Origin of the sequence: Ruegeria atlantica (assembly GCF_001458195.1) — a bacterium.
GTDB lineage: Bacteria > Pseudomonadota > Alphaproteobacteria > Rhodobacterales > Rhodobacteraceae > Ruegeria > Ruegeria atlantica.
In genome coordinates this window covers 251,442-274,723 of record NZ_CYPU01000068.1, presented here as the reverse complement: position 1 = coordinate 274,723, position 23,282 = coordinate 251,442, and the positions used below count along the sequence as shown (strand labels likewise).

21 protein-coding genes and 1 pseudogene are annotated in these 23,282 nt (G+C 59.2%); 9 read left to right on the top strand and 13 right to left on the bottom strand.

What is annotated here, in order from left to right:
- The 8 genes and pseudogenes from RUA4292_RS18355 to glyA all read right to left on the bottom strand — a co-directional run.
- Positions 1-1,277, bottom strand: a pseudogene (locus RUA4292_RS18355) (glycine dehydrogenase); the annotation flags it as partial.
- 112 nt (positions 1,278-1,389) lie between these two features.
- Entirely contained in the window at positions 1,390-1,755 is a 366-nt protein-coding gene (gene gcvH, locus RUA4292_RS18350) for a glycine cleavage system protein GcvH (protein ID WP_058271403.1), read from the bottom strand.
- 19 nt (positions 1,756-1,774) lie between these two features.
- Complete coding sequence (gene gcvT / locus RUA4292_RS18345) at positions 1,775-2,869, bottom strand: glycine cleavage system aminomethyltransferase GcvT (protein WP_058278895.1); 1,095 nt, start codon at positions 2,867-2,869, stop codon at positions 1,775-1,777.
- Between the two features lie 16 nt (positions 2,870-2,885).
- A complete protein-coding gene (locus tag RUA4292_RS18340) occupies positions 2,886-3,308 on the bottom strand; it encodes a universal stress protein (RefSeq protein ID WP_058278894.1) in 423 nt (140 codons plus the stop codon).
- A 79-nt stretch (positions 3,309-3,387) separates the two neighbouring features.
- On the bottom strand, positions 3,388-4,758 hold the full coding sequence (locus RUA4292_RS18335; RefSeq protein ID WP_058278893.1) for an alanine/glycine:cation symporter family protein: 1,371 nt from the start codon (positions 4,756-4,758) through the stop codon (positions 3,388-3,390).
- A gap of 25 nt (positions 4,759-4,783) precedes the next feature.
- Positions 4,784-5,728 (bottom strand): lipoyl synthase, encoded by a 945-nt coding sequence (lipA, locus tag RUA4292_RS18330; RefSeq protein ID WP_058278892.1) that lies wholly within the window; start codon positions 5,726-5,728, stop codon positions 4,784-4,786.
- A gap of 14 nt (positions 5,729-5,742) precedes the next feature.
- Complete coding sequence (lpdA, locus tag RUA4292_RS18325; protein ID WP_058278891.1) at positions 5,743-7,125, bottom strand: dihydrolipoyl dehydrogenase; 1,383 nt, start codon at positions 7,123-7,125, stop codon at positions 5,743-5,745.
- 11 nt (positions 7,126-7,136) lie between these two features.
- Positions 7,137-8,390, bottom strand: coding sequence for a serine hydroxymethyltransferase (gene glyA, locus RUA4292_RS18320; protein WP_058278890.1), 1,254 nt, complete (start codon positions 8,388-8,390; stop codon positions 7,137-7,139).
- 147 nt (positions 8,391-8,537) lie between these two features.
- On the opposite strand from glyA, the gene RUA4292_RS18315 reads away from it, so the two are divergent.
- Positions 8,538-9,140, top strand: a complete 603-nt coding sequence (locus RUA4292_RS18315; protein ID WP_058278889.1) for a helix-turn-helix domain-containing protein — start codon at positions 8,538-8,540, stop codon at positions 9,138-9,140.
- Between the two features lie 71 nt (positions 9,141-9,211).
- On the opposite strand, the gene RUA4292_RS18310 is transcribed toward RUA4292_RS18315, so the two are convergent.
- The 3 genes from RUA4292_RS18310 to RUA4292_RS18300 form a co-directional block, all read right to left on the bottom strand.
- A complete protein-coding gene (locus RUA4292_RS18310; protein ID WP_058273646.1) occupies positions 9,212-9,595 on the bottom strand; it encodes a carboxymuconolactone decarboxylase family protein in 384 nt (127 codons plus the stop codon).
- A 120-nt stretch (positions 9,596-9,715) separates the two neighbouring features.
- Positions 9,716-10,804 (bottom strand): aromatic ring-hydroxylating oxygenase subunit alpha, encoded by a 1,089-nt coding sequence (locus RUA4292_RS18305; RefSeq protein WP_058278888.1) that lies wholly within the window; start codon positions 10,802-10,804, stop codon positions 9,716-9,718.
- Positions 10,801-11,688 (bottom strand): MurR/RpiR family transcriptional regulator, encoded by an 888-nt coding sequence (locus RUA4292_RS18300; RefSeq protein WP_058278887.1) that lies wholly within the window; start codon positions 11,686-11,688, stop codon positions 10,801-10,803. The genes RUA4292_RS18305 and RUA4292_RS18300 overlap by 4 nt, the downstream gene beginning before the upstream one ends.
- Positions 11,689-11,756: 68 nt before the next feature.
- On the opposite strand from RUA4292_RS18300, the gene RUA4292_RS18295 reads away from it, so the two are divergent.
- The 7 genes from RUA4292_RS18295 to RUA4292_RS18265 all read left to right on the top strand — a co-directional run bounded on the left by RUA4292_RS18295 (position 11,757) and on the right by RUA4292_RS18265 (position 19,722).
- Entirely contained in the window at positions 11,757-14,210 is a 2,454-nt protein-coding gene (locus RUA4292_RS18295; protein WP_058278886.1) for an FAD-dependent oxidoreductase, read from the top strand.
- Complete coding sequence (locus RUA4292_RS18290; RefSeq protein WP_058278885.1) at positions 14,210-15,292, top strand: alcohol dehydrogenase family protein; 1,083 nt, start codon at positions 14,210-14,212, stop codon at positions 15,290-15,292. Before RUA4292_RS18295 ends, RUA4292_RS18290 begins: the two co-directional genes overlap by 1 nt.
- Entirely contained in the window at positions 15,289-15,867 is a 579-nt protein-coding gene (locus RUA4292_RS18285) for a dimethylsulfonioproprionate lyase family protein (RefSeq protein WP_058278884.1), read from the top strand. The genes RUA4292_RS18290 and RUA4292_RS18285 overlap by 4 nt, the downstream gene beginning before the upstream one ends.
- 88 nt (positions 15,868-15,955) lie before the next feature.
- Positions 15,956-16,240 carry a cupin domain-containing protein gene (locus tag RUA4292_RS18280; protein ID WP_058278883.1) on the top strand — a complete coding sequence of 95 codons (285 nt, stop codon included), beginning with the start codon at positions 15,956-15,958 and terminating at the stop codon, positions 16,238-16,240.
- On the top strand, positions 16,237-17,343 hold the full coding sequence (locus tag RUA4292_RS18275) for a mandelate racemase/muconate lactonizing enzyme family protein (protein ID WP_058278882.1): 1,107 nt from the start codon (positions 16,237-16,239) through the stop codon (positions 17,341-17,343). The genes RUA4292_RS18280 and RUA4292_RS18275 overlap by 4 nt, the downstream gene beginning before the upstream one ends.
- Positions 17,340-18,443 (top strand): mandelate racemase/muconate lactonizing enzyme family protein, encoded by a 1,104-nt coding sequence (locus tag RUA4292_RS18270; RefSeq protein WP_058278881.1) that lies wholly within the window; start codon positions 17,340-17,342, stop codon positions 18,441-18,443. Before RUA4292_RS18275 ends, RUA4292_RS18270 begins: the two co-directional genes overlap by 4 nt.
- Before the next feature lies 1 nt (position 18,444).
- Positions 18,445-19,722 (top strand): aspartate aminotransferase family protein, encoded by a 1,278-nt coding sequence (locus RUA4292_RS18265; RefSeq protein ID WP_058278880.1) that lies wholly within the window; start codon positions 18,445-18,447, stop codon positions 19,720-19,722.
- A 228-nt stretch (positions 19,723-19,950) separates the two neighbouring features.
- Here RUA4292_RS18265 and hemC read toward each other — a convergent pair whose 3' ends face one another.
- Complete coding sequence (gene hemC / locus RUA4292_RS18260; protein WP_058278879.1) at positions 19,951-20,910, bottom strand: hydroxymethylbilane synthase; 960 nt, start codon at positions 20,908-20,910, stop codon at positions 19,951-19,953.
- Between the two features lie 108 nt (positions 20,911-21,018).
- On the opposite strand from hemC, the gene hemE reads away from it, so the two are divergent.
- On the top strand, positions 21,019-22,062 hold the full coding sequence (gene hemE / locus RUA4292_RS18255; RefSeq protein WP_058278878.1) for a uroporphyrinogen decarboxylase: 1,044 nt from the start codon (positions 21,019-21,021) through the stop codon (positions 22,060-22,062).
- A 47-nt stretch (positions 22,063-22,109) separates the two neighbouring features.
- Here hemE and RUA4292_RS18250 read toward each other — a convergent pair whose 3' ends face one another.
- Positions 22,110-23,219, bottom strand: a complete 1,110-nt coding sequence (locus tag RUA4292_RS18250; RefSeq protein WP_058278877.1) for a CaiB/BaiF CoA transferase family protein — start codon at positions 23,217-23,219, stop codon at positions 22,110-22,112.
- Between the last annotated feature and the right edge of the window lie 63 nt (positions 23,220-23,282).

Genomic DNA, 23,282 nt, shown 5'->3' with positions numbered 1-23,282 from the left:
TCCAGGCTTATCCCCACCTTGTTCTCCCCCCCCTTGCGCAGGTGGACCCCGCGGGCCTCGGCGGCCTCCATCACGACATTCTGCAGGTGGCCGACCTCGACGGTGTTCGTGTCGAAGAACACCTCTGGCTCGACGGCAAAGCCCGCCTCTTCCAGACCGGCGGCCAGACGCGAGGTCTTGCGGTGCACCGATTGCGCGATGGCCTTGATGCCGTCGGGGCCGTGATACACGGCATACATCGAGGCAATGACGGCCAGCAGCGCCTGCGCGGTGCAGACGTTCGAGTTGGCTTTCTCGCGGCGAATGTGTTGCTCGCGGGTCTGCAGCGCCAGGCGGTAAGCCTTGTTGCCGCGCGCGTCGATCGACACGCCGATGATCCGGCCGGGCATCGACCGCTTCAGCTTGTCACTGGTCGCCATATAGGCTGCGTGCGGGCCACCATAGCCCATCGGCACGCCAAAGCGCTGGGTCGAGCCGATGGCAATATCCGCGCCCATCTCACCCGGTGACTTCAGTAGCGCCAGCGACAGGATGTCGGCAGCAACAATGGCAATGGCTTTATGTTCGTGCAGCGCGGCGATCTCGTTCGTGAAGTCGCGCACATGGCCGTGGGTGCCGGGATACTGGAAGATCGCGCCAAAGACCGATCCCGCATCCAGCGTGTCCGGGTCGGCCACCTGCACGTCGATGCCCAGAGGCTCGGCGCGGGTTTTGATGACCGCGATGGTCTGCGGGTGGCAGTTCTTGTCCACGAAGAAGGCCGCGTTGTTGGCCTTTGACCGCCCGCCGCGTTTGGCCATCGCCATCGCTTCGGCTGCGGCTGTGGCTTCGTCCAGGAGCGAGGCGTTGGCCACGTCCAGCCCGGTCAGATCGCTGACCATGGTCTGGAAGTTCAACAGTGCCTCAAGCCGGCCCTGGCTGATCTCGGGCTGATAGGGCGTGTAGGCGGTATACCAGGCCGGGTTTTCCAGGATGTTGCGCAGGATCGGCGCCGGCGTGGTGGTGCCGTAATAGCCCTGGCCGATCAGCGAGGTCAGAACCTTATTCTTGCTCGCTACCTCTTTCATGTAGAACAGCGCATCGCGTTCGGTCATCGCCGGACCCCAGTCCAGCGGCTCTTTCTGCCGGATCGCAGGCGGGACGGTGGCGTCGATCAGCTGGTCCAGCGTCTTGAAGCCAATCACCTTGAGCATGTCGCGCATTTCCGTCGGGCTGGGCCCGATATGGCGGCGGTTGGCGAAGTCATAGGCTTCGTAATCAGTCAGTTTGAAGGCCATAGGTCATGCTCCTCAGGGAATGTCTCGCCCGGCCGCTCTGGCAGGAGCCTCCGGCGGGGATATTTTTAGCCAGATGAAGGGGCGGATCCGCGAAAGGACCCGCCGTTTGGGTTTACCCGATCAGGGCCTTGTAGCCGTCCAGATCCATCAGATCTTCCAGCTGCGCGGCATCCGCGATCTTGATCTTGTAGATCCAGGCCTCACCCTCGGGGTCTTCGTTCAGCGCGCCGGGGTTGTCGGCCAGCGCTTCGTTCACTTCCGTGATCTCGCCATCGACCGGGGCATACAGCTCGGAGGCGGCCTTGACGGATTCGATCACGCCGATCTCACCGCCTTTTTCAAACTCATCGCCTGCTTCCTGCTGCTCCACAAACACCACGTCGCCCAGCTGTTCAGCCGCGTGCTTGGTGATGCCCAGAGTGGCCGTGTCGCCTTCGACGGTCAGCCATTCATGCTCTTCGGAATAATAGGTTGCCATGTTTGTCTCTCTCCTGACTTCAACGCTTGTAATTCTGTTTGACGAAGGGCAGCGCCACGATCTGCGCCGGCTGCGGCTTGCCCCGGATGATCAGGTTCACCGTTTCGCCCGGCTCACCGTGGCCCTTGGAAACATAGCCCATCGCCACCGGTCCGCCGACCGTGGGGCCAAATACGCCCGAGGTGATCTGACCGATCGTATTGCCCTCGGCGCACTGGATTTCCACGCCCTGACGCGCTGGAGCGCGGCCATCGGGCTTGATGCCAACCAGCTTTTTAGCAGGGCCTTCGGCCAGTTCCTTCTGCACGCGGTCTGCGCCCGGAAAGCCGCCTTCTTCCTTGCGGCGCTTCTGGATCGCCCAGCCGAGGCTGGCCTCAATCGGCGAGGTGCTCTGGTCGATGTCATTGCCATAGAGGCACAGACCCGCCTCCAGCCGCAGGCTGTCGCGCGCGCCCAGACCGGCCGCTTCGCAATCCTCATGCGCCAGGAAGGCTTTCGACACTTCGATCGCCTTGTCCTCGGGGATCGAGATCTCGTACCCGTCCTCGCCGGTATACCCCAGACGCGAGATGCGGCAGTCTACGCCGTTGATCGGGGCCTCAGTGGTTTCCATGAACTTCAGGTCGCGGGCGGCAGGGCAAAGATCACCCACAACGTTTTCCGCCGCCGGGCCCTGCACCGCCACCAGCGCGCGGTCGAAGATCTCGATCACTTCGACGCCGTCTAGATTGTCCCGCATATGCGGAATGTCCTGATGGCGCAGCGCCGCATTCACCACCACGAAATAGTAATCGCCCGCATTCGACACGATCAAATCGTCCATGATCCCGCCATCCGCGTTGGTAAAGAAACCGTACCGCGCCTTGCCCGGCTTCAGGGTCGCGTAGGCCTGCGGGCACAAAGCTTCCAGCTTCTCACCCAAATTCTCACCGCGCAGGATCACCTGGCCCATGTGAGACACATCAAACAACGCCGCCTTCTCACGACACTGCTTATGCTCCCCCATAATCCCCAAAGGATACTGAACAGGCATCTCCCACCCAGCAAAATCAACCAACTTACCTCCCAACTCAACGTGCAAAGAATGCAATGGGGTGCGTTTTAATTCGGTCATATCTGTAGCCTTTCGATCAACGAGACTGGTCACGAACGACCATGACGGTGCAATGTGCGTTGCGCACGACACGGGCCAGGTTTGGGCCAATCTCATAATTCGGGAAATCGCCTTTGGTTGACGCCATGACGATCAGATCAAAGCCGTCCTTATAGGCCAGCTTCAGGATTTCGCGGTAGACGCTGCCTTCTTCGACATGCACTTGCACGTCAGAGGCGTTGCCGTGATCCAGTATGGCCTGAACCGCATTGCGCACATGGTCTTTGGCACCAGCGCCGTAGTTGGCAGGCAGGTTCGGCAATAGGATGATCTCGGGGATGACGGCAACCGCATGCAGTTCGGCACCGTAGAACTTCGCCTGTTCCAGTGCGACCGGCAGGGCCAGTTTCCACGAGCGGTCGTCGGTGTGGTCAATAGGCAGCAGGATTTTCGTGGCCATCACGTCTCTCCTCGAGATATGGAATTCTATTTCAAAGGCGGGGGGCCGGAATGGCCCCCCCGTATTCTTCAGGGCCGGATTATTCGGCAGGCGTGCCGCCCGGCTCTTCGGACTTGCCGCCCGAGGCAAAGAACTCTTTCGTCAGTTTGAAGACGATCGGGCTCAGCAGGGCCAGGGCGATCAGGTTCGGAATGGCCATCATGGCGTTCAGCGTATCCGCCAGCAGCCAGACAAAGCCCAGATCCCCGGTTGCGCCGAAGTAGATCGCGACAATCCACAGAACGCGGTACGGCATCAGGGATTTAACACCCAGAAGGAACTCGACGCATTTTTCGCCGTAGAACGACCAACCGAGGATGGTTGTGAAGGCGAAGATCGACAGAGCGATTGCGATCAGAGCACCGCCACCCGGCAGCGACGTGGCGAATGCCAGCGAGGTCAAGGCCGCACCGGATTCACCGGAGGTCCATGCACCTGTGGAGATGATCGCCAGACCGGTGATCGAGCACACGATGATTGTGTCGATGAACGTACCCAGCATCGCGATCAGGCCCTGGTTGACCGGACCTTTGGTTTCGGCTGCCGCGTGAGCAATCGGAGCCGAACCCAGACCGGCTTCGTTCGAGAACACACCACGTGCCACACCAAAACGGATGGCGGCCCAAACGGCTGCACCTGCAAAGCCACCTTCGGCGGCGGACGGCGTGAAGGCGTAGGTGAAGACCAGTGACAGCGCGTTGCCGATCTCGCCGATATTGATGATCAGAACCAAAAGGCCTGCAACAATGTATGCAATTGCCATGGCCGGAACCAGTTTACCAGCAACCGCACCGATGCGGGTGATGCCGCCCAGAATAACGGCTGCGGTCAGGACCATCAGAACAACGCCGGTGACCGAAGTGTTCACGCCGAAGTTCGATTCCAGAACCTGCGCCACGCCGTTGGCCTGCACGCCGTTTCCGATGCCAAAGGCTGCAACTGCGCCGAACAGGGCAAATGCAACGCCCAGCCAGGCCCATTTCGCGCCGAGGCCGTTTTTGATGTAGTACATCGGGCCGCCGACAAAATTGCCCAGCTCGTCTTTTTCACGGTATTTAACCGCGAGAACGGCTTCGGCATATTTGGTGGCCATGCCCACCAGGGCGGTCATCCACATCCAGAACAAAGCGCCCGGACCGCCCAGGAAGACAGCAGTGGCCACACCGGCGATGTTGCCGGTACCAATGGTTGCCGACAGCGACGTCATCAGCGCGTTGAACGGGCTGATCTGACCATCACCTTGGCCTTCGCGGCCAGCAAACAGCAGCTTGAAGCCGGTGCCGATTTTCAGGATTGGCATGAATTTCAGCCCGACCTGCAGGAAGAAGCCGACGCCAAGGATGAGGACCAGCATCAGCGGCCCCCATACGACGCCATTGATGGCTCCTACGATTGAATTTAACGCTTCCATGGTTTCCCTCCCATTTGCGTTTGGTTTATGCCCCGTTGGCGATGGCCCGCTGGCGGGCCTGATTGAGGGCGGCAAAATCTTCGTCGGCGTGGAACGAGGAACGTGTCAGCGGCGTCGCCGACACATGCAAAAAGCCCTTGGACCTTGCGATCTGTTCCAGTTGGGCGAACTCCTCCGGTGACCAGAACCGGTCAATTGGATGGTGTTTTGGGGTCGGCTGCAGGTATTGACCCACGGTCAGAAAATCGACCTGAGCCGCGCGCAGATCGTCCATGACCTGACGCACGTCATTCAGGCTCTCGCCCAGGCCAACCATCAAGCCGGATTTCGTGAAGATTTCTGGGTTTGCGCGCTTAGCATCATCCAGAAGTCGCAGTGAAGTATAGTAGCGGGCGCCGGGGCGAACGGTCGGGTACAGGTGCGGAACGGTTTCCAGATTGTGGTTGAACACGTCCGGGGCAGCATCGAACACCAAATCCGCCGCATCGCCTTTGCCCAGAAAATCGGGGGTCAGCACCTCGACCGTGGTGCCGGGGTTCTGATGACGCACGGCACGGATGGTTTGGGCGATATGCTCGGCCCCGCCGTCTGCCAGATCATCGCGGTCGACCGAGGTGATCACAACGTGGCGCAAGCCTAGTTTCTTAACCGCTGCAGCAACACGGCCCGGCTCGAACAGGTCCAGTGCATCGGGGCGTCCTGTTGAGACGTTGCAGAAGGAACAGCCGCGGGTGCAGACCTCGCCCATGATCATCATGGTGGCGTGGCGCTTGGACCAGCATTCGCCAATGTTGGGGCATGCAGCCTCTTCACAAACCGTCGTCAGATTGTGGTCGCGCATCAGGCGACGGGTCTCGTAATACTCGGGCCCGTCGACCTTTTTCTTGCGAATCCACTTGGGCTTTCGCGGGATGACGCTGTCAGCCTTTTTGGCTTTTTCCGGATGGCGGGTGCGAAGCTGGATGGTCATCTGGCTGTTCCCTCTCAGGCGTGGATTACGCGGCCCATGGCGTCCAGGCAGGCTTCCTTGACGGCCTCGCCCATTGCCGGGTGCGCATGACATGTTGAGGCGACCTCGCCGACGGTCGCACCCTTGGTCATGGCCAGAACCAGCTCGGCGATTAAGTCACCGCCATGTGCGCCGCAGATATGCGCGCCCAGGATTTTGCCATTTGGGTCGGCCAGTACTTTGACGGCTCCGTCTGTCTCGCCAGTCGAACGCGCGCGTGAGTTGGCCATGAAGGCAAACTTGCCAACCGAATATTCGGTGCCAGCCTCTTTCAGTGCTTCCTCGGTCAAACCGACCGAGGCGACCTCGGGGTCAGTATACACAACGCCCGGAACGGTGTTGTAATCTACATGACCGGCTTCACCTGCCAGCATCTCGACACAGGCGACGCCGTCTTCTTCGGCCTTGTGGGCAAGCATCGGGCCGGGGACACAGTCGCCGATTGCATAGATGCCGGGAACCGAGGTGCGGAACGACGTGTCCACCTGAATGAAGCCGCGCGGGTCGAGGGCTATCCCCAGATCTTCCAACCCAAGCCCGCGCGATACGGGGCGGCGTCCGACGGCGATCAGAACCTTGTCGGCTTCGATCACCTCTTCCTTGTCTTTGCCGACCCGGTCCAGTGTCAGAGTCAATCCAACGTTGGTTTTGTCGATGGTTTTCAGTGCGCGTCCCAGCTGAAGCTTCAGGCCACGCTTTGACAGGGCGCGCTGTGCGAGTTTTGCTATCTCGCCGTCGATTCCGGGTAGAATACGGTCAAGGTATTCAACAACCGTGACCTTCGCGCCCAACCGGGACCAGACCTGCCCAAGTTCCAGACCGATCACGCCAGCACCGACGACAACCAGATGTTCGGGTACAGTGTCCAGCGCGATTGCTCCGGTCGAGCTCAGTATGTTCTGCTCGTCAATCTCGATCCCGTTCAGCGGGGTTGGCTCGGAACCGGTCGCGATCAGGATGTTTTTGGCTTCATAAACATCGTCGCCAACTTTTACCTGTCCGTCAGAGGGGATACTGGCCCAGCCCTCGATCAGATCGACGCCGTTTTTCTTGAACAGAAACGCAATGCCCTTGGTCAGATCGCCGACGATCTTGTCCTTGCGCCCCATCATCGAACTCAGATCGATGCTGGCCCCCTCGACAGCAATGCCATGGGAGGAGAGATGTGCAAGCTCGGCATATTTGGCCGAGGAGGTCAGCAACGCTTTGGAGGGTATGCACCCCACATTCAGACAGGTTCCGCCAAGCGAACCGCGGCCTTCAACGCAAGCCACTTTCAGTCCCAACTGTGCGGCGCGGATCGCTGCAACATATCCGCCGGGTCCGCCCCCGATGACGATTAGGTCGTAGATACTCATTGAACGGTCTTTCAGTAGATCGGGTGGCTGGCGCAGAGCGCGCGGACTTTTTCGCGGGTTTCGGCTTCGATCCTCGCGTCGCCCTCGGGGGACTGAGCTAAAGCCTCGAGCACGTCGCCGATCAGGTGACCGATCTGTTTGAACTCTTCCGGTCCAAACCCGCGACTGCAGCCTGCTGCGGTGCCCAGCCGGATACCGCTGGTCACGGTAGGTTTTTGCGGATCGCCCGGCACGCTATTCTTGTTGCAGGTGAACCCGGCACGCTCCAGCGCGGCTTCTGCGTCTTTGCCGGTCACGCCCAGCGGGCGCAGATCGACCAGCATCAGGTGGTTTTCCGTGCCGCCCGAAACGATGTCACATCCACGCGCCATCATGACGTTTGCCAGCGCCGATGCGCTATCCACAACGCGTTGCATGTAGTCCTTGAATTCGGGCTTTAGCGCCTCGCCAAACGCGACAGCCTTACCGGCAATCACATGCATCAGGGGGCCGCCCTGAAGGCCGGGGAATACGGCCGAATTCATCTTTTTCGCCAGCGCCTCGTCATTCGTCAGAATGATCCCGCCGCGCGGACCGCGCAGGGTTTTGTGCGTGGTCGAGGTAACCACATGCGCGTGGCCGATAGGCGAGGGGTGCAGCCCGGTTGCGACCAGACCGGCGATATGTGCCATATCCGCCAGCAGCCAAGCGCCGACCTCATCCGCAATGGCGCGGAAGCGGGCGAAATCGATCTTTTGCGAATAGGCGGATGCGCCAGCGATGATCAGTTGCGGCTTTTCGGCTTTCGCCAGTTCTTCGACCTGATCATAGTCAATCAGACCGGCATCGGTCAGGCCGTACTGAACCGGGCGGAACCACTTGCCGGATTGTGCTGGTTTGGCACCGTGCGTCAGGTGGCCACCCGCATCCAGTGACATGCCCAGGATTGTGTCGCCGGGGCTGAGCAGGGCCAATTTAACAGCGCCGTTTGCCTGCGCGCCCGAATGGGGTTGAACGTTGGCGTATTCGCAGCCGAATAACTGTTTCAGACGATCGATGGCCTCGGATTCAACTTCGTCTACAAATTCGCAGCCGCCATAGTAGCGACGGCCAGGGTACCCTTCGGCGTATTTGTTGGTCAGGACCGACCCTTGCGCGTCGATCACAGCTTGCGAGACAATATTCTCGGACGCGATCAATTCGATCTGTTCAGCCTGACGTTTGCCTTCTCGCGCAATTGACGCAGCGACAACCGGATCTGCTTCGGTAAGCGACGTTTTGAACATGGTTTCCTCCTCAGGCACCGAATCCTCAGTACGAAATTTTGTTTCCTATAGTGGAATTCGTGCAGCTAAAGCAACATATATCTCACATTTGTGAAGTTGTGTGGTTTGAGGGAATTCTGTAACCTCCGGTAAAACAGGGAGATATTTATGGGCGACGAGACTCGCGGTGATGTTTCCTCACCGGAAGATCAGGACGAAGGTGAGGTTCTGGGGCGTTCCATCCGCGATGCACGACGTGCAAAAGGCTGGACTTTGGAGGAAGCCGGACGCGCGGCGGGAATCGGTCGGTCCACCCTGTCGAAGATCGAGAACAACCAGACGCGGCCAAGTTTCGACATCGTGCGCAGGCTGACACAGGCGCTGAATATGAGCACCCCTCAGCTGTTTCTGCAGTCCGGGCAATCGGGGATTTCGGGAAGGCGCGACTTTACCCCGAAAGGTGAAGGCGAGATAAAAAGCACACCGACCTATTTGCACGAATTGCTGTGTCCCGAGCTGACCAGCAAGCGGATGCTGCCCTATATCGCGACAATCAAAGCTCGCGACCTGTCAGAGTTCGAAAACTGGATCCGGCATACGGGTGAAGAGTTCATGTATGTCATCAGCGGCGAGCTGATCTTTGTATCAGAGCATTATCGCCCGCTGCCAATGAAGGCTGGTGACTCGCTTTATTATGACAGCGGGATGGGGCACGGGTGCATTTCAACCAGTGAGGAAGATGCGAAGGTGCTGTGGGTGTCACTCGAGTAAGCGCGACGCACAAGGCATGAATAAAAGCGGCCCCAGCGGCCGCTTTTTTGTAGGATAAGGCGGTCACTGGGTCAGGTGTGGCCCAGTACCTTGCGGGCAACGCGGAAACACTCCAGTGCTTGCGGGACGCCACAGTAGATGCCAATCACGTGGATGATGGCTCGGATTTCCTCGGGCGAGACGCCGTTGTTGATCGCGCCTTTGCAGTGAATTTCCCATTCATGCATTTTTCCAAGCGCGCCTATCATGGACAGGTTCATCATCGATCGCGTTTTGGCATCGATCACGTCATCGCCCCAGCCAAACCCCCAGCACCACGCCGTCATCGCTTCTTGAAACGGGCGGGTAAAGTCATCGGCCGCCGCCAGGTTCTTTTCCACATATTCTGCACCAAGCGTGTTCTTGCGCTGCTCCAGGCCTTTCAGGAACAGGTCTTCGTCGAAAATATCAGCCATTTAAGGTCTCCGGTTCTTCATCGCTTTGCGCGGTGTTCGCAAATGCGATCATATTGTGGGTTCGTTTTGAACTGTACCCGTTCGATCCGATCCTGCAGGTCACTTTTGGGCGCGCACAGATTACTCCACCGCCTCGCGCATCCATTGTTGCAACCGGGCAATTGAGTGTTCCGACATCACCCCACAACTGGGGTCCAGCACGAGCGGACCGGGGCGATACCCGCGGGATTTCAGGCCGCGATGGACGCTTTCGACCAGATGGATGTCTTCTTCGACCGTGGTTTCGCGGTCCTGTACGGCCAGTTGTCGGATCACCGCGCTTTCGGATCCACCCTCGGTGTACCAGCCGCGCCAGACGGTGCAGTGATCGGCATCAATGGCGCGCCAGTGATAAGTGTTAAGCACATTGCCGGGATAGCATTGGAACGAGAACATCGGCCACAAGAACCATGACTGATAGTCGCCCGCATGTGGCACCGACAGGTCGATCGGGTAGGTCATCTTGTCGAGGCTTTGGCATTCGGTCGTATGACGCAGCACGTAACCGCCGCCTGCATCGGGCTGGATGTCGTAGGTCTCCGGCTTGACCACACCTTCGGCAAAGGTCGGGTGGTTGGTCGGGCAATGATAGCACTCCGAGTAATTCTCGATACTGACCTTCCAATTGCAGTTTTCCGGGATTTCGACCCATTCCAGCGGTTCCAGATCATCGATATGCTGAACGAACGCGCGGATTTCCTCGCGCACGCCGGGGTACCATTCATCCATCGGGGCGGCGTTGTCGTCGAGGTTAACGAAGATGAATCCGTTGAACACCTCGGTCCGAACCGAAGTCAGGCCGATGGCGCTGCGGTCAAAACCGGGGACGGATTTGATATTGGGTCCGGCGCGTAATTGGCCTGACAGCTCATAAGTCCACGCGTGATAGGGGCAGACCACGACGCGGGTGTTACCAGCACCGGTGACCATTTCATGCGCGCGATGCTGGCACACGTTATAGAACGTTCGAATTTCGCCGTCTCGGCCCCGAATGCAGAACAGGTTTTGCCCAGCGATTTCAAAAGCAAAGTAATCGCCCGATTCCCGAACCTGCGCCACATGCCCGGCGAATTGCCATGTGCGGGCCAGAAGCCCCTGCATCTCCTGCTCGAAAATCGCGGGGTCCGTGTAGTATCGGGCGTCCAGTGAATGCGTCAGAGGTGCGTTCATTCGGGTTCCTCCGTGTAGAGGCCAAGCTGGTGGCGACGTTGGTGAAATCGTTCCACCCGTTCAACGATCTCATCGCTGGAAACGGCGATCACAAAGGACAGCAGCGTTTCCAGCAAGGCGATTGTCGAAACCGAGGACGGAAAGAACTGTGGTGTGTCGGCGGCAACGACAAAACCGTGCTGTGCATTCAGGATCACTGGGCTGGCCGGGCTGTCGGAAATGCCAACGACGGTCATTCCCTGTTGCCGCGCCAGTTTGATCGCGTCGATGACTTCAGTGCGGTAGGGGTGGCAGGTGATCGCGATCAGTACGTCTTGCTCATCCGCCCAAGCCAGATCGTCGACTGGGGTCGAGCCGGGGCGCGGGATGGCGTGAAACTGCTTCATGCCGGTTGAGGCCAGATAGGTGAAGTTTCGCGCGTTAGAATTGTTGACGCCAACGCCCAGTGTGAAAATCTGGCGACAATTCCAGATATCCTCGGCCGCGGCCTTCAGCTTTGCAGCGTCGATCCCGGCAAAGGTTTCTTCGATATTGCGGATCGCGGCGCCGATCATATCGGCATAGAGGCCGCCCAGTTCCCCTGACTTGCCGATGTCCTGCAACCAGCGGGCGCGGTCCGGAAATGACACACGTCCCTGCCGGATCGCATCCCGGAACGGGGCACGGAAATCTTCGTAGCCTTCGAACCCCACCTGCTGGGCCATCCGCACGAAGGTGTTCGGTTTTACTCTGGCGGCCTCGGCAATCTCGCGCACAGTAGAAACCCCAACGTCAGTCGGGTTTTCCAGCACGTAGCGCGCGGCCTTCTGCGCCTCGGGCGTCAGGGCGTCCCATTCTTCGGACAAGCGTTCCAGAACGATTGATGATACATTTGTGTCATTCATGATTGACGATGGTACATTTGTGGAATTAGCCTGTCGAGCAGAAACGCGACTCGGGAAGAGGAAAAATCATGTCCGAGAAGAATCTGCCGTCCCATGCCCGCGTGGTGATTGTCGGTGGCGGCGTCATGGGGGTCGGTCTGGCCTATCATCTGGCGCACGAAGGCTGGGGCGACGACACCGTCCTGCTTGAAAAGGCTGAGCTGACCAGTGGCAGCACTTGGCACGCCGCTGGGCAGATCACGCATTCGACGTCCAGTTTTGGGTTGGGCAAATGCGTCGACTACAACATCGGTTTGTATTCCGGCCTGCTGGAGGCTGAGACCGGCCAGCCGGTGACATGGCATGGGTGCGGATCGTTCCGTCTGGCCTATACTGAGGACGAGATGGACTGGTTGCGTCACACCCTGTCTGTGGGCCGGTCGCTGGGGTTCAACATTGAACTGGTCGGCCCTGAAAAGGTGGCCGAGCTGCACCCGTTCTACAATCTCGAAGGCGTTCTGGGTGCACTGCACACGCCGGATGATGGACATGTGGACCCGACCAACGTCACCATGGCGATGGCAACCGGGGCGCGTCAGAAGGGCGTGCGCATCTTCCGCAATTGCCGCGCCACCAACATCACGCAGGCCGAAAACGGTGAATGGGTAGTCGAGACCGAGCAGGGCACCATCACATGCGAGCATGTGGTGAACGCTGGCGGTACCTATGCCCGTCAGATGGGCGAATGGTCGGGGCTGCAACTGCCCATGACTTCGATGACACACCACTATTTTGTGACCGAGCCGGTGCCCGAGTTCCAGAATCTGGACAAGGAGCTGCCGGTGATTCGCGATGACCGAAAGGTCTCGGGCTATATCCGGATGGAGCAGCAGCGCGGCCTGATCGGGATATACGAGAAAGAGAACCCGAACTCGGTCTGGCATGATCATTGCCCCTGGGAATACGAGAACTGGCTGTTCGATGCGGATTACGACCGGGTGATGCCGTGGCTTGAAGAAAGCCTGAACCGCATGCCGATCTTTGCCGAGCTGGGTATTCAGCGCGATGTGCATGGGGCAATCTCACACCCGCCAGACGGCAACCCTCTGATCGGGCCTGCGCCGGGTGTGCGGAACTACTGGTGCTGTTGCGGGACGCAGATCGGCATCGGCTGGGGGCCGGGTCTGACCCGCGAGTTGGCACGCTGGATGGTGCATGGGGCCGCCGATATTTCGATGCGCGAATACGATCCGCGCCGGTTCGGCAGCTATGCGACCAAGGACTGGCAGGTGATCAAGGCCGAAGAGGATTATTGCCTGCGCCATGAAATTCCATTCCCACATTTCAACCGTCTGGAAGGACGTCCGATAAAACCGTCGCCGCTGTATGAACTGCTGAAATCCAAGGGCGCAGTGCATGAGGAAGTGTACGGATTCGAGCGCCCCCGTTGGTTTGCGCGGGATAGAGTGGAACAGTGCGATCACTATTCCTTCCGCCGGACCCCTGCCGACGACATGGTCGCGGTTGAGGTCAAAGCGGTGCGCGAAAGCGTTGGCATCATGGATGTCACGGCCTTCACCAAGGTCGAGGTTTCGGGACCGGACGCCTATGCCCTGCTGGACCGCTTGACCGCCAACCGGATGCCGCAAAAGGTCGGCTCGATCACGCTGACCCATATGCTGAATCGCCGTGGCCGGATCGAGCTGGAGACCACGATCGTTCGCATGGCCGAAGACCGCTTCTATCTGGTCTGCGCCGCCTTCTTCGAACAGCGTCTGCTGGACTATCTCGCGCAACAACGCGCAAAGGAGAATGTTCAGGTCACAGCCTTGTCTTCCGACTGGTCGGCCCTGTCGCTGAACGGTCCGAGGGCGCGGGACGTGTTGGGGCAGTGCACCGATGCTGATCTGACCAACGCTGGTTTCCGCTGGCTGTCAGCACAGGCAATAACCGTTGCAGGTCACAAGGTCTGGGCCTTTCGTATGTCCTATGCCGGTGAGTTGGGCTGGGAGCTGCACATGCCCAATGCCGCCTGCCTCGATGTCTACAATGCGCTTTGGGCAGCGGGCGAGCCCCACGGCATCACCGACTATGGCAGCTTCGCCATGAACGTGATGCGGATGGAGAAGGGCTTCAAAGGCGCGAGCGAACTGACCAACGAAGTCACGCTGGCCGAGGCTGATGTGCTGCGCTTTGCGCGCACGGACAAAGAGTATCTGGGCAAAGACAAAACCCTGAACTCGGATCTGCCATGGGTCTGCGCGTACTTGGAGATCAAGCCGGATGGTGAAATAGACGGCCACGGTGGAGAAGCGGTGATACTGGATGGACGTGTCGTGGGCTCAACCGCCTCGGTCGCCTATGGGCACACGGTCGGCAAGATCCTGGCCTTTGCGTACATCAAGCCCGAGGCTACCGACCCCGGCACCGAATTGGAGGTCGTCATCCACGGCCAGCCCCGCGCGGCCCGTGTTCTGGGCGAACCTGCTTATGATCCGCAAAGCCTGCTGCCCCGCACCGACGCTATTCTGGAGACTGCATAATGAGCTTGCCTGACACAATGAAGGCCATGGTCACGATGGGCCATGGCGGCTTAGAGCAAATGGTGCTGCATAAGGACTGGCCGCGCCCGGAACCCGCGTCCGGAGAGGTGTTGATCAAGGTCGCAGCCTGCGGGCTAAACAATACCGACGTCAATACGCGATCCGGCTGGTACTCAAAAACCGTGACCGATGCGACGACAGGCGACGCGTTCGAGGAAGTCAGTGACGAGGATCCGACATGGGGCGGCGCGCCCATCACTTTTCCCCGCATCCAAGGGGCTGACATTTGCGGGGAAATTGTCGCCGTGGGTGGCGGTGTCGATCCCGGGCTGATCGGTCAACGCGTTATCACCGATGGCTGGCTGCGCGACCCGTCTGATCCGGGCAATAAGGACAAAACGGGTTATTTCGGCTCGGAACGGGACGGTGGTTTTGCTGAATACGCCACGACCCTGGCGGTTAACGCGGTGCCGATCCGATCCGACCTGTCGGATGCCGAACTGGCCACGTTCTCGTGTTCCTATTCGACCGCCGAGGGCATGCTGACCCGCGCAAATGTAACTGACACTGACACGGTTCTGGTGCCCGGAGCCTCGGGCGGGGTTGGCGGTGCCTTGGTGCAACTGGCCAAACGCCGGGGTGCACGGGTGATCGCGATGGCGTCGGACGCAAAACACGCAGACGTTGCCGAACTGGGTGCCGACAAAATCTTGTCTCGTGCCCCGGAAAATCTGCGCGCGGCGCTTGGCGATGAAAAGGTCACCGTTGTGGCCGATGTAGTTGGTGGTCCCTACTGGCCAAACCTGATCGACGTTCTGGAGCGTGGCGGGCGGTACACCTGCTCGGGTGCGATTGCCGGGCCCATGGTCGAATTCGATCTGCGCACGTTCTACCTTCGTGATCTGACCTTCACCGGCTCTACTGTGATTGACCCCCAGGTGATGCGTAACATCGTTCAGTATATCGAGGCCGGTGAGATCAAGCCCGCCCTGGCTGCGACCTATCCCCTGGAAGAGTTGCGCGAGGCACAGGCAGCTTTCATTGCCAAGCAGCACACCGGCAACATCGTGGTGATCCCATGACGATGGGCGACGTTCTCGAAGCTGCCCGACAGCTGCATCAATCAAATCCTGAGCTATCAGAATTCGGAGCCTGGCCTGATGACCTGACGCCAACGGATCAGGAGCCAAACCAAATCCCTGCCGTTGAACTGATTCAGCGGACCGGTTTCCGGACCGGGGATGCAACGCGATCCCTTTCAGACGCGATCAGGGCAACCGCACATCTGGCGCGGTGGCAACACACCTATACGGAAGAGGAGGTCGGAGCCGATTTCCTTAATCGCTATGGCTATTATGAGCTGTTTGGCCCAACTGGGCATTTCCACTCGACCCAAATGCGCGGCTACGTCGCTTACTGGGGGGCGGGTCTGAATTATGATTGGCACAGCCATCAGGCCGAAGAACTCTATCTGATCGTAGGCGGTGGGGCGATGTTCCGCGTCGAAGAAGACGAGACTTACGTCGGCTCCAATCAGACACGACATCACAGCAGCTGGCAAAGCCACGCCATGACAACAACCGACGAGCCAATTCTGGCTTTCGTTCTTTGGCGAGGACAAGGATTGAACGACTTGCCACAAATGGATGCGGCATGAAAACCATTCCGATACCTATCTGGCCATCCCAATGCGGGCATGCCTGTGTTGCGAAATGGCCCAGTAGCCCGATTGAGGAGTTCCGTCTATGAGACCGCAAGCCGAAGCCACTCAGATGATTGATGACGCCCGCGTGCGTGTGACGCGATTTGACTTTGCACCGGGGGCCGAAACGGGATGGCATCGTCACGCAATGGATTACGTCATCACCGCCATAACGGATTGCCATATGCGGCTGGAACTGCCCGATGGTTCGGCCAATGAAGTGACGGTTGCTGCGGGAGTAACTTATCGCCGCGACGAGGGTGTCGAACACAACGTAATCAATGCCGGGGACGCGCCGATGACCTTTGTTGAAGTGGAACTGAAATGAAAATCACCCGTCTCTCGGTCTACCATGTCGACCTACCGCTCGAGCATCCCTACTGGTTGTCCGGTGGCCGGCTGAAGTTCGAAGTGCTGGATGCAACGTTGGTCAAAATCGAAACCGATACGGGTCTAATCGGCTGGGGCGAGGGTACGCCGTGGGGCCACACATATGTCCCAGCACACGGGCCGGGTATTCGCGCCGGGATTGAGACGATGGCGCCATTCATTCTTGGCATTGATCCGCGACGGGTGCTGGACGTCGAACGGGCGATGGATATCGCTCTGCCCGGCCATCTTTATGCCAAAAGCCCCATTGATATGGCTTGCTGGGATATTGCGGGTCAGGCCGCCGGCCTGCCAATTGCCGATCTGATGGGCGGCGGGTCTCGCACGCCGCGCCCGATTGCCTCGTCGGTCGGTGCGAAGACCGTCGAAGAAACGCGCGAAGTGATGGAGCGCTATCGCAACCGCGGCTACCTTGCGCATTCGGTCAAAATTGGCGGCGATGTAGAACGCGACATTGCCCGCGTCCGTGACGTGGAAAGCATCCGACGCCCCGGCGAGATCGTCCTTTATGACGTCAACCGTGGCTGGACCCGGCAGCAAGCCCTGCGGGTGATGAGCGCCTGTGAGGATCTGAACGTGATGTTTGAACAGCCCTGCGAGTCGCTGGACGATATCGCCGCGATTTCGGGCCGCCACGCCTCACCCGTTTCAGTGGATGAAAGTCTTGTAACCCTGCAAGACGCCGCCCGCATTGCCCGAGAAGGGTTGGCTGAGATGTTCGGAATAAAGCTGAACCGTGTCGGTGGCCTGACCAAGGCGGCACGGATGCGGGACATCGCGTTGGCGCATGGAATCGACATGTTCGTGATGGCCACCGGTGGTTCGGTTCTGGCCGATACTGAGGCGCTGCATCTGGCGGCCACCATTCCGGACGATAATTGTCACGCGGTCTGGGCGTGCCAGGATATGATCACCGTCGATGTCGCTGGTGGGCGAGGCCCCCGCAATATCGACGGCCACCTGCATTTGCCGGAAACGCCGGGACTTGGTGTGCACCCTGACGAAGATGCGTTGGGCGATCCCGTCGGGGTTTATCATTGAGGGTCATCAGGATAACGCTCTGGGCCGTCGATCTGACGAGTCATGAGACCTATCACATGGCTGAGGGTAAGACCTGCGCGACCGTGACCTCTCATATCCTGTGCCTTGAGACAGATACAGGCTTGAGCGGTTGGGGCGAGGTCTGCCCGATCCCGCATTACCTGCCAGCGTTTGCGGGCGGAGTGCCGGGCGCAGTGACAGAGATGGGCCGCGAGATTCTGGGCATGTCCCCCTTCGGGGTAGATGCGCCGATGCGAAAGCTGGACGGGTTCCTGCAGGGGCATCTCTATGCCAAGTCACTCGTCGACATCGCACTTTGGGATTTGTTCGGACAAGCGACGGGTCAACCAGTCTATGCGCTGCTGGGTGGGCGGACACGAAAGGACATGCCGCTGTACCACTCGATCACCTGTGTCGCGCCGGATGATATGGCGCGGATCGCCAAGACGGCTTACCAGACCGGCATTCGCCAGTTTCAGGTCAAGCTGGGGGTCGAAGGCGACTGGCAGGCCGACGCCGAGCGTTTGACCAAAGTGCGTGAGGCCGTGGGACCGGGTCCTCTGGTTTATGGCGACTGGAACTGCGGTGCGTCACGCCTGCAAGCTACGCGAACGGGCAGGGCGGTGGCCCACTTGGATGTGATGCTGGAACAGCCCTGCAAAACACTTGAGGACTGTGCGGCGGTTCGGCAGGCCACTGGTTTACCTATGAAGATAGACGAGAACGCCCATGATCTGGCGTCGCTGCAGCGTGCGCATGAGCTGGGTTGTTTGGATGCTGTCGCGCTCAAGCTTTCGAAGTTCGGCGGTTTGTCGGCCATGCGTCGGGCGCGTGATCTGACCGTGCATTTCGGGGCCGAAATCTGCGCCGAATGCACCTGGGGCTCGGATATAGTCACCGCCGCTTCGCTGCATTTTGCGGCCTCGACCCCGCACGGGTCACTGATGAACACGTGCGACCTGTCATCGTATGTGTCACCCCGCATTTGTCCCGACGCACCAAACCGTGAAAACGGCCGGATTGCGCCACCCGAAGGACCGGGGTTAGGTGTTGTGCCAGACCCAGAGGTTCTTGGTCCGCCAATATTGGAGATCGTTTGAGATGCTGAAAATCAACACCCAATCCGAATGGATCGCCCGCGCGAATGAGGTACTGCCCGCCGGTGGGTTTGGTAATTTCGATCCCGGTATCGTCATCGCACGCGGCGAGGGCAGCCGTGTCTGGGATGAGGATGGCAACGAATATGTGGACTACCTGATCGGTTCGGGCCCGATGTTGCTGGGCCATGGTCACCCCGAAGTCATAGAAGCCGTGCTGGAACAGCTGCCCAAGGGTATGACTTTCTTTGCCAACAACGCGCGGGGTATCGAACTGGCCGAAGCGATTGTTGACGCGGTGCCGTGTTGCAAACAGGTCCGCTTTGTCGCTGCGGGTGGTGAGGCGGATATGTACGCCATCCGCCTGGCCCGTGCCTTTACTGGCCGTAGCAAGATCCTGAAATTCGAAGGCGGCTATCACGGGATGAGCGCCGAGGCACAGATGAGTCTGGCCCCCAGCCGCCACGTCAACTTCCCACAGGCGGTCCCGGACAGCGCGGGCATTCCGGACAGCGTGGCCGAGCAGATGCTGATCGCGCCTTTCAATGATCTGGAAGCCGTTGCCAACCTGCTGGCCGAGCATGATGACGTTGCCGCGATCATGGTTGAGCCGTTGCAACGAATTGTCCCTCCGGCACCCGGATACCTTCAGGGATTGCGCGATCTCTGCGACAAACACAATGTCCTGTTGATTTTCGATGAAATCGTCACTGGATTCCGTTTGGCCTATGGCGGTGCACAGGAAAAATATGGCGTAACGCCCGATATCTGCACACTGGGCAAGATCATCGGCGGCGGTTTCGCCTTGGCCGCGCTGGGCGCAAGCGCCGAGATCATGCAGCATTTTGACAAAGCGAAAGTAGGCGAGGAAGGCTGGCTGATGCAATTGGGCACGCTGTCGGGCAACCCCGTCGCCTCGGCTGCCGGTTTGAAGACAATGGAGGTTTTGCGGCGCGACGGCATGTATAACCGTCTGCGTGAAATCGGTGCCGAGCTTCAGCAGATGCAGGTGGATGCACTGACCGGGGCCGGTATTCCGCATCAGATCTGCGGGGACGAAACGCTGTTCGACATCTATTTCACCGATGCGGACTGTCGCGACTACCGCAGCGCCAAACATGATGACCCCCGCCGTAACGCCATCTACAACGATTCGCTGCGCGCACATGGGATTTTCAAAGCCCCCGGCAAACTCTATCCGTCTCTGGCTGTGACCCAAGCAGATCTGGATCAGACGCGGATGGCCGTCGAGAAAGCGGTTCAGGCGATCAGCGCAGCCTGAGGTCCAAAAGGCCATAAAATTAAGCGGGCCGCTGTCATTTCTGACAGCGGCCCTAACTGGTTGGATTTCAGGGTCTGGTCTCGCCCCCTCGAATACCACTTAAAAGAGAACGGACTAAAAAAACTTTCGACTATTTCGAGACCGACCCGACTTCACAACCGGTATGAATACTTTATGCGCCATCAACGGCACTGTCTCAGTGAAGTAGTTCACTTTTCATAAACTTTTTTATTTTTTCCAATCAAAAAAGCCTGGGCCTGCCTGTTTCAGCAATGATTCTGCCATGGCGCGACCTATTTCCGGGCCGTCTGCGATCGACCCTGAGGTGTCCTCGGATATGGATTCGGATCCATCGGGGCGCAAAACCTCACCGCGCAGGCGTAGTTGATCACCTTTTATTTCTGCCAAACCCGCGATCGGCGTTTCGCAAGAGCCGTCCAAAGCTGCCAGTAATGCGCGTTCTGCTGCCAATCGCTGCGCGGTCTCAGCATGGTGGATGGCCTCGAGCATTTCGGCCGCACGGGAATCATCGCCACGGCGTTCGATGCCGATCGTGCCTTGGGCGATGGCGGGCAGCATATCTTCGGCGGCGATGGCGGTTGCGGGAACCTCCTCCATATTCAGGCGCCGGATGCCGGCCATGGCCAGAAACGTGCAATCGGCCACACCATCTGCCAACTTCTTAAGGCGCGTTTGAACATTGCCCCGAAACTCGACCACGTTCAGGTCCGGGCGACGGTTCAACAATTGTGCCCGCCGCCGCAGCGATGAGGTGCCCACAACTGCACCCTGCGCGAGGTCACGGATCGAGCTCAGGCTGGGTGAGATAAAGGCGTCGCGCACATCTTCGCGCGGCAGAAACGTGTCCAGGACCAGACCTTTTGGCTGTTCAACCGGCATGTCCTTGGTTGAATGCACCGCGATGTCGATATCTCCGCGCAGCATCGCCTCTTCGATTTCCTTGGTGAACAGGCCCTTGTTGCCAATCTCTTTCAGCGGGCGGTCCGCATCAATCATGGCGCGGTTGTCACCGGTGGTCTTGATCACCACAATCTCAAACGCGTCTTCGGGCAGATCAAAGGCTTTGCCAAGTCGCTCTCGGGTTTCATAAGCTTGCGTCAGCGCCAGCGGTGAGCCACGAGTGCCGATTTTGAGCGGTGATGCGGGGGTTGGCAGGGTCAGTGTCATGTGCACAGCTTTAGTCGCGTCACATTGCCCTGACAATGGGGGCAGACCTTGACAAATTGACGCCGAAGGCAGACCCGTTTGCCGCAAACCAGACGAGTGGGGACAAAGATGGCCGAGACAAAGAAACTGCTGCGGGCGCTGGCTGGCGAAGTACAGGACGTGCCACCGATCTGGATGATGCGGCAGGCGGGGCGTTATTTGCCGGAGTACCGCGCAACCCGGGCGCAGGCCGGGGACTTTTTGTCTTTGTGTTATAACCCCGAGTTGGCGGCCGAGGTGACGTTACAGCCGATCCGCCGCTATGGCTTTGACGCGGCTATCCTGTTTGCTGACATTCTGTTGGTGCCGCAAGCTCTGGGTGCGGATCTGTGGTTTGTCACAGGTGAGGGGCCGCGGTTGTCGACGATCACTCAGCAATCCGATTTCGATGCGCTGAAACCGGTATCGGATATCCATGAAACCCTGTCGCCGGTGTACGAAACTGTCCGAATCCTTTCGCGAGAATTGCCATCTGAGACCACCCTTATCGGGTTCGCAGGCGCGCCATGGACGGTTGCGACCTACATGATCGCCGGTCGCGGCACGCCAGATCAGGGACCGGCTCATGCGCTGCGCGAGGAAAACACCGCCCTGTTCGAAGCGCTACTGGAGCGGATCACGCTGGCCACCATCGAATATCTCTCGGCCCAAATCGAGGCCGGGGCCGAGGTGGTAAAGATTTTCGACAGCTGGGCCGGGTCGCTGAAGGGCGATGCCTTTCAAAAATATGCGGTCGAGCCTTGCCGTGTGATCACGCAGGCCATCAAGCAGCGCCATCCGGACATTCCGGTGATCGGTTTCCCGCGCGAGGCAGGTGATGGTTACATAGGTTTTGCCAGAACCACCGGTGTGGATTGCGTTGCGCTGGACAACTCCGTGTCGCCGGATTGGGCGGTCGACCATGTGCAGGTGGATGGCTGCGTTCAGGGCAATCTGGCCTCGTCACACATGGTGACCGGCGGACAGGCGCTGATGGATGAGACGCGTCAGATTGTTGAGGCGTTCTCGAAAGGACCGCATATCTTTAATCTGGGCCACGGGATCACACCCGATGCCGATCCCGATAATGTTCAGCTGATGATCGACACGGTGCGGTCGTGGCGGGACGCGTAGAGGGGCCAGCCCCTCTTGGATTTCGGCCAACTCACCCAGGGAAAATTTTAGCGAGGTGAAGGATCAAGAGACGCGTTGGTGGACAGCTGATCCAGAATATCCTGCCTGTGTTCGCCTCGGCGTGGGCTGGTTTTGGGCTGCCATGTCTCGGTCGAAAAGCGGGGCGCGGCCGCAGCCTGCAGCGTTCCGTCATGGTCGATCCAGGTACGGCGCGCGGCGTTCATGGGATGGGCTTGCGCCTCGACCGGGTCGAGTACGGGCGCGACGCAGGCGTCGGAACCTTGGAATATATCGGCCCAGTGGGCGCGGGGTTTGCTGGCGAATAAGTCGGTGAGCCGTTGCGTGAGTTTGGGCCAAAGTGCCGGAACATATTGGTTTTTGAATTCGGTATCGTTGGTGAGTCCCAGTTTTTGCAGGAATTCGGCGTAGAACTTGGGCTCAAGACACTGAACGGACATGAAGCCCCCGTCCAGGCACGCGTAAGTGCGGCTCCAATGCGGGCCATCCAGCAGGCTTTGACCGCGCGCTTCAGACAGGTTTCCGGTTTGGCGCATACTCATCAACAAGTTCATCATGTGGGCCGATCCGTCATAAATGGCGGCATCAACCACGGTACCCTGTCCGGTCCGCTGCGCATTGAGAAGCCCGGCAAGAATACCGGCAACTAAATACATGGCACCGCCGCCAATATCCCCGACCAGGGTCGCCGGGGTCTGCGGGGGCTGGCCCGCTGCTGATGCATACCACAATGCCCCGGACAATGAGATGTAGTTCAGATCGTGTCCGGCCGTTTCGGACAACGGGCTGTTCTGACCCCATCCGGTCATGCGACCATAGACCAGTTTGGGGTTCGACGCGTTGAACGTGTCGGGACCCAGTCCCAGTTTTTCCATCACGCCGGGGCGGAACCCTTCGATTAGCGCATCGGCCGAGGCGATCAGACGCCTTGCGATGCCCAGATCGGCGGCATCCTTCAGATTTAAGTCAATCGAGCGTTTGCCGCGATCCAGGATGGATTGCTCGGGCATACCCGGCACGGCGGGCTGGTCCTTGCGGTGGATCGTGATGACGTCCGCCCCCAGATCGGCCAGCAGCATGGCAGCGAATGGACCTGGCCCCAAACCTTCAATTTCAATGATCCGTATTCCGCTGAGCATGAGCCCTCTCCTTTCTGCGCAGGTTTTCGGGGATGCCCGGGGATTGCAAGCCCGGATTCTGCT